The organism is Mesorhizobium sp. M7A.F.Ca.CA.004.04.2.1 (genome assembly GCF_004022825.1).
Classification (GTDB): Bacteria; Pseudomonadota; Alphaproteobacteria; order Rhizobiales; family Rhizobiaceae; genus Mesorhizobium.
On the sequence record NZ_RZPH01001022.1, the window covers coordinates 1 to 2102 of the forward strand.

Here is a 2102-nt window from a genome sequence, read left to right on the forward strand (position 1 = left end):
CCCAATCGGCACAAAGCTGAAGCCGGGGCGCTTGACTTAACCGCACCCGATCGGCGTGCGCTAAGCATCATCAGGATCCATCAAGGCATGACCCCCTCGCCTCCCTTTCTCGGCTTTCCAGACCGTCTCGCAGATGGTCACATGCCCCGCGCGGTGATCTTCGGGGCCGGTCACGGCAGCACTTATCCCGGCAAGGACAGCCGCGGCCATGCCTTGGCGGCGGATGCGATCCGCGTTGCGAGCCAGGACGATGCCGCGTTCGTCGAGCACTGGGATTTCGATCTCGGCGGCCCGCTGTTCGACGGCAAGCCGGCCTCTTGCATCGACGCCGGCGATATCTTGACCACCATGCATGACAATGCCGGCAACAGGGTCAGGATCGAGGCAAAAACGCGCGAAATCCTGGCATTGCCGGCCGTGCCGATCCTGATCGGCGGCGACTGTTCCATGACCATTCCCTTCCTCGCCGGCTTTGCGGAGCACGGGCCGGTCTGGGTCCTGCAGATCGACGCCCATATCGACTGGCGCGACGAGGTGTATGGCGAACGCCACGGCTATTCGAGCCCGATGCGCAGGGCGAGCGAGATGCCGCATGTCGCAGGCATGGTGCAAGTCGGCCTGCGCAGCGTCGGCAGCGCACGCATCACCGAGATCGAAGCGGCACGGCGCTATGGCAGCCACTTCGTGACCGCCCGCGAGGTTCACGCTCAGGGCGTCGAAGCCGCGCTCCGGCATATTCCGGAAGGCGCGCGGGTTGTCGTCACCCTCGACTGCGACAGCCTCGATCCAAGCGTCATGCCGGGCGTGGCGGCGCGTACACCCGGCGGTCTCACCTACACGCAGGTGATCGACCTGATCGCCGGCCTCGGCAGACGGGCCCGGATCGCAGGGTTCGACCTTGTCGAGTTCTATCCTCCGGCCGATATCGACGGCCTGTCAGCGCTGACCGCCGCGCGCCTTCTCGTCAATGTGGTCGGCACCGTCGTCCGGCAGGTTTGATATCAAAACCCTGCTTTTCGCCGCAGACCGGCCCAAAGGCGCGTGAGCGAGCTTGCGGTTGAAATGCCCTTTTCCACACCTGGGTACTCGATCCTGCCTTGTCCGGCCGGCTCGTCGCTCCAGACCAAGTTGAAAGCAATGCCCTTGAGCCCAAGCTCCCCGATCCGGCGTACGATCGTCTCCTGCAGATAGATATCGGATATTCGCACCCCATCGGCACGCTCGGGCAGCTTGAATGTCTCGGTACCGCCGATTGCGTCCGCTCGAAGGACGAGGCTTTCGATCACCATTATGCCGCCGTCGTCAAAGCGAACGATCTTTGAACGTTCCTCGTCCAGCGCATCGATCACGGTGGTGACATTGAAGAGCGATATGGCCTCGTCGGCACGAAGCGGCAGGAATTCACCGTACGGTTCGAGGGTTGGCCGAAGCAACTTCAACGCCCTCGCCCGCAGGATGAGCACATGCTCGCCAAGCCATGGAAAATCTGAATATTGCCGGAGCGTACCGTCGTCGTGTTCGCACAGGATCTCCATCCCGGGCGGATGCCATTGTGTCTGCTTCCGGCCGCAGAGCATCGAAAACAGCTGGTAGTCGTCCGCCTGTCGGGGAAGGACCCATTCCTGTCCTTCGACCACGCTCAGGACATAGATATTCATCCGATCCCCCGCACATCATTGCCTTGGTAGGCTCGGCCTGCTGCGCGGCTCTTCGCGCGCGTTCTCACCGCTGGTCCGCGACAGCCGTTTGCGGCACCGGCGGCAATTCGGGTGCATCCATCCCCTTGAAAGGGTCACGCCAGGCGCCGATGTCTTCAAGCCGACGGTACCAGCGGCTGACAGAGGAATAATCGTCGAGCGGCAATCTGGCGGCTTCGTTGAACGGCAGGAAGGTCGCCATTCGAAAATCGGCATAGGAAACCGAATTCCCGACCAGCCACTGCCGCTCGGCAAGCACGGCGTCGAGTATTGCCGCGGCCGTATGGAATTGGTTTAGGCCCTCCTCCACCCGCTTCTGATCGATCGGGCCGATGCCGTACCGCTGTTTGGTCCCACGTTCGAAATGCACCATGTCGCAAGCGAATGCGAAGTGCTCCTTGCCCC

The 2102-nt window shown here is 62.6% G+C and carries 3 protein-coding genes; 1 reads left to right on the forward strand and 2 read right to left on the reverse strand.

Annotated elements, in window-relative coordinates:
* Positions 1-87: 87 nt before the first annotated feature.
* Positions 88-999, forward strand: a complete 912-nt coding sequence (locus EN893_RS30660; RefSeq protein WP_127271362.1) for an agmatinase — start codon at positions 88-90, stop codon at positions 997-999.
* A 2-nt stretch (positions 1000-1001) separates the two neighbouring features.
* Here EN893_RS30660 and EN893_RS30665 read toward each other — a convergent pair whose 3' ends face one another.
* Together EN893_RS30665 and EN893_RS30670 are read right to left on the reverse strand one after the other, a co-directional pair.
* Positions 1002-1658 (reverse strand): DUF1629 domain-containing protein, encoded by a 657-nt coding sequence (locus tag EN893_RS30665; protein ID WP_127271364.1) that lies wholly within the window; start codon positions 1656-1658, stop codon positions 1002-1004.
* A gap of 64 nt (positions 1659-1722) precedes the next feature.
* Positions 1723-2102: glutathione S-transferase family protein (locus EN893_RS30670; protein WP_164898167.1), on the reverse strand; the 380-nt coding region annotated here is incomplete at its 5' end.

Bases quoted from the DNA above. Each gene is read 5' to 3' on its own strand.
- EN893_RS30660 (WP_127271362.1), top strand. From the start codon at position 88: ATGACCCCCTCGCCTCCCTTTCTCGGCTTTCCAGACCGTCTCGCAGAT.
- EN893_RS30665 (WP_127271364.1), bottom strand. From the start codon at position 1,658: ATGAATATCTATGTCCTGAGCGTGGTCGAAGGACAGGAATGGGTCCTT.